Origin of the sequence: Tabrizicola flagellatus (assembly GCF_046295235.1) — a bacterium.
Lineage (GTDB): Bacteria > Pseudomonadota > Alphaproteobacteria > Rhodobacterales > Rhodobacteraceae > Tabrizicola > Tabrizicola flagellata_A.
This window is the reverse complement of sequence record NZ_JBKBLV010000084.1, coordinates 1-3,528: the sequence shown is the minus strand read 5'-3', so window position 1 is coordinate 3,528 and position 3,528 is coordinate 1. Positions and strand designations below refer to the sequence as shown.

Here is a 3,528-nt window from a genome sequence, read left to right as displayed (position 1 = left end):
GCGCCGATCTGATCGCAATGGCCGAGGAGGCCTGGGGTGCGCCCCTGCCCGACTGGATCCGCGCGCTGGCCATCGCCTGCGGGCGCACAAGCCAGTCGAAGGTCGCGGCCCAGCTGGACCGATCGCCTGCCGTTGTCTCGACCGTCCTGCGCAAGAAGTACGCCGGGTCCTACGAGCGGATAGAGGAGCGGGTCCGCGGCATCCTGATGGACGGGCGCGTCGAGTGCCCGGCCATGGGGCAGCTTCCGAGCCACGAATGCCAGGACTGGCGCGAGAAGGCGAAGACCTTCGCCCCTGGCAACCCGCTGCGCACGCGCATGTATCGGGCCTGCAATCGCTGCCCGATCTTCAAGGGGGAGGGTGCAGAATAATGGGACCCGCACTTCTCGGCGTACTTCACGCCGGCCACACCGCACCGAAGCTTTCGATCGACAAGGTGATCAGCGCCTATGCGAAGGTCACCGGCCTCAGCTTGTCCGAACTGGTCGGGCCCAGCCAGGCCCACGCCATCACCGCCTACCGGCACGAGCTGATGTACATCATCCGCAAGCTGGACCCGGCAGCATCCTTTACCCTGATCGGCCGCTTCATGGGCGGGCGCGACATGTCGACGGTCCATGAAGCCGTTGCCAAGGTCGATCAGCGCCTGGCCCGCGAGCCGGGATATGCCGCGGAGCTGGCCAGCCTTTGTCGGCAGATCGTCGATCTGGCACAGGAGGCGGCCGTCAGCGGTCCGCAGGCAAAGCCCTGGCAGCTGCTCGCCGCCTGTTCGGTCCTGCGCGATGCGCAGATGACCGACGCGGATGCGCGGAAAGCCGCGCTTGGCTTCCTTCAGCAGCTGGAGGCCGCCCATGGCTGAGGTTCCCCCGAACCCGAAGACCATGCGCCAGGTGCTGGAAGGTGCCTCTCGCGCGGTCGGCAAGATCGACATGCACGGCCTGCGTGGCCTGACCGGCCTGTCGATCGCCGACATCGAGGACATGGCACTCGCGCTTATCGCCCTTGGCCTGGTCGCCACCCCGCCGGGCGAAACCCCGCCCGCCGAGCTTGTTCTTGCCCCACGAAAGGAGGCCACAGATGGCCAGTGAGTTCAAACCCGCGCCGATCCCGACCGGGCGCATCACCATCGACGGGACCGAGCGGATCGTCGACGCCAAGGGCGGCTACATCCCCGTGTCGACCGTCAAGCCCGCCGATCTGCTGATCGACCAGACGGTGCGCAGCATCATGGGCTGGATGGTCGCTGCATCTGAGCAGATCGCGCGACTGAAGGCCCACACCTTCGAGGACATCGGCGCGCTGGAGGCCCTTCTGGCCGAGCAGTACGGCGCGACCCTGGGCGGCAAAAAGGGCAACATGACCCTGACCAGCTATGACGGCTGCCTGAAGGTGCAGGTGCAGGTCGCCGACCGCCTGACCTTCGGCCCCGAGCTGCAGATCGCCAAGACCCTGCTGGACGAGTGCCTGAACGAATGGGCGGCAAGCGCCCGGCCCGAGCTGCAGGCGATCGTCACCCGCGCCTTCAACACCGACAAGGAAGGCCAGATCAACCGGGCCGAGATCTTCACCCTTCTGCGGCTGGAGATCGAGGATGCGCGCTGGAAGGAGGCCATGCGCGCGATCCGCGATGCGATCCGGGTTGAGGGCACCCAGACCTATATCCGGGCCTACCGCCGCGAGAGCGCCGACCAGCCCTGGCAGGCAGTCACCATCGACATGGCGAAGGCGTGAACCCATGACGCCCTTCCTGATGTTCTTCTTCGGCTTTCTCGCGGGTGCCTTCGTCGGCTTCCGCGACTGGCCGCTGGCAGCACTGGCGCTTGGCGGCTGCCTCCTGCTTGCCACCCTGCGGGCGACCGGAAGCCTCAGCTGAAGCCATCCCCGGCGGTGCGCTGCCGGGTCAACCCCGCGCCGTGATCGGCGCTGCCACCAGAGGAAGACCAGACATGACCGTGTCCAAAGGAAGACTGATCGACGACCTGGCCGAGAGCCAGGGCATGACGAAAGCCGCCGCAGGCGCCTGTGTCGAGGCCATTCTCAACCTGATCCGGGGCGCTGCGGCCGCCGGAGACAAGGTGATCATCCAGGGCTTCGGCACCTTCGAGATGAAGACCCGCGCCGCGCGCACGGGCAGGAACCCGCAGACCGGGCTGCCGGTCGAGATCCCGGCCACCACGACGCTGACCTTCAAGGCTGCGAAGCCGAAGGCCTGAGAGAGCTCCGCCGCCCCGGGATTGCGCCCCGGGGCGGCGGTGAAGGCAGGTGGCCGGCCTGCGAGGTGAAGACCCGGCCAAACCCAACCTTCAACCCCTGTGTAAAGGACCTTTCAAATGAACGCTGCCGCAATCGCAACCGTCCTCCTGATCGCCATGTTCCGCACGAACGGCGAGGGGGGGACCGAGACGATCCCCTACGACACCCTTGAAGCCTGCGAGGCCGCAGGGCCGCGCCTTGAGGCGCAGTTCGAGGCGCTGACCCTTCAGGACAGCGACCAGAACCCGGTCGAGGGCCATCCGAAGGTGGTCTGGACCTGCTTCGACGCCCAGAACTGATCGCCAAGAGCCCCCGGCCCGCCCGGGCCGGGGGCGCTGCCAGATGAGGAGATGACCGTGGTTGCCTTCAACTTCAACGCTCGTTTCGAGACCGCCATCCGCGAGGGCTGGAAGACCCAGGCCATCCGCCGGGGCCGCCGCGTCCGCAACGTCCGGCCGGGCGAAGTCTTGCAGCTGTTCGTCGGCCAGCGCACCCCCGACTGCCGCCGCATCTGCCCGGACGTCCGCTGCACCGATGTCATGACGATCCAGATCACCTTCGGCGAGGACTTCGGCATCGTCCGCATCGTGACCGACGGCGTGCCGGTCAAGGACCTGGACGCCTTCGCCGTGCGCGACGGCTTCATCGACAGCGGCGACATGGCCCGGTTCTTCAAGGAGACCTACGGACCGCTCGAGGTGTTTCACGGCCTCGTCATCGAATGGGCCGCCCCGCGCCCGGCGGAGGCGAACATGGCGGTGGCCGCATGACCCGCGCGCTGCAGAAGCTCGTGCATGTCGGCTGCCGCGAGTTGGGGATCGACGGGGAGACCCGGCGCGATCTGCAGCTGGTCGTCACCGGCAAGGCCAGCATGTCAGACATGACCGAGGCCGAGCTGAACAAGCTGGTCACCGCCCTGAAGGAGCGCGGGTTCAAGCCGCACGCCGGCAAGGGCCGGAACAGGCGCCCGGCGGCGAAGCGAGCGGATACCCGGTTTGCCCATGTGTTGTGGAGCAAGCTGCACAAGGCCGGGGCCGTCACCCAGGGCGGGGCCAAGGGGCTGAACGCCTTCATCCGCGCCCGGTTCGAGAAAAGCTGGGGCGCGGCCACCTTCGACATCGACGCAATGCAGGACCATCGCCAGATCGCGACCGTGATCGAGGCGCTGAAGGGCATGTGCGCAAGGGCGGGGGTGGAGCTGTGAAGAAGCCCGTCGCCTATGTCACCGATCATGCCGTCCTGCGCCACCTGGAGAGGGTGCAGGGCATCGACATC

The 3,528-nt window shown here is 67.4% G+C and carries 9 protein-coding genes; all 9 read left to right on the top strand.

Features of this window, described 5'->3' with window-relative positions; genetic code table 11:
- Positions 1-371, top strand: a 371-nt coding sequence (locus ACK4IU_RS18560) for a hypothetical protein (RefSeq protein WP_409738335.1), incomplete at its 5' end; no start/stop codon positions are given.
- Entirely contained in the window at positions 371-859 is a 489-nt protein-coding gene (locus ACK4IU_RS18555) for a helix-turn-helix domain-containing protein (RefSeq protein WP_409738332.1), read from the top strand. The genes ACK4IU_RS18560 and ACK4IU_RS18555, both read left to right, overlap by 1 nt.
- Positions 852-1,088: a hypothetical protein gene (locus ACK4IU_RS18550; protein ID WP_409738329.1), complete on the top strand. Its 237-nt coding sequence runs from the start codon at positions 852-854 to the stop codon at positions 1,086-1,088. Before ACK4IU_RS18555 ends, ACK4IU_RS18550 begins: the two co-directional genes overlap by 8 nt.
- The gene (locus ACK4IU_RS18545; protein WP_409738326.1) at positions 1,078-1,731 is read left to right on the top strand and encodes a DUF3164 family protein; all 654 of its coding nucleotides are present in this window, start codon (positions 1,078-1,080) and stop codon (positions 1,729-1,731) included. Before ACK4IU_RS18550 ends, ACK4IU_RS18545 begins: the two co-directional genes overlap by 11 nt.
- Before the next feature lie 4 nt (positions 1,732-1,735).
- Entirely contained in the window at positions 1,736-1,873 is a 138-nt protein-coding gene (locus tag ACK4IU_RS18540) for a hypothetical protein (RefSeq protein ID WP_409738323.1), read from the top strand.
- A 73-nt stretch (positions 1,874-1,946) separates the two neighbouring features.
- The gene (locus ACK4IU_RS18535) at positions 1,947-2,213 is read left to right on the top strand and encodes an HU family DNA-binding protein (protein ID WP_409738320.1); all 267 of its coding nucleotides are present in this window, start codon (positions 1,947-1,949) and stop codon (positions 2,211-2,213) included.
- A gap of 117 nt (positions 2,214-2,330) precedes the next feature.
- The gene (locus ACK4IU_RS18530) at positions 2,331-2,552 is read left to right on the top strand and encodes a hypothetical protein (RefSeq protein WP_409738317.1); all 222 of its coding nucleotides are present in this window, start codon (positions 2,331-2,333) and stop codon (positions 2,550-2,552) included.
- 51 nt (positions 2,553-2,603) lie between these two features.
- Positions 2,604-3,023, top strand: a complete 420-nt coding sequence (locus ACK4IU_RS18525; protein WP_409738314.1) for a hypothetical protein — start codon at positions 2,604-2,606, stop codon at positions 3,021-3,023.
- The gene (locus tag ACK4IU_RS18520; protein ID WP_409738311.1) at positions 3,020-3,457 is read left to right on the top strand and encodes a phage protein GemA/Gp16 family protein; all 438 of its coding nucleotides are present in this window, start codon (positions 3,020-3,022) and stop codon (positions 3,455-3,457) included. The genes ACK4IU_RS18525 and ACK4IU_RS18520 overlap by 4 nt, the downstream gene beginning before the upstream one ends.
- Positions 3,458-3,528: the final 71 nt, after the last annotated feature.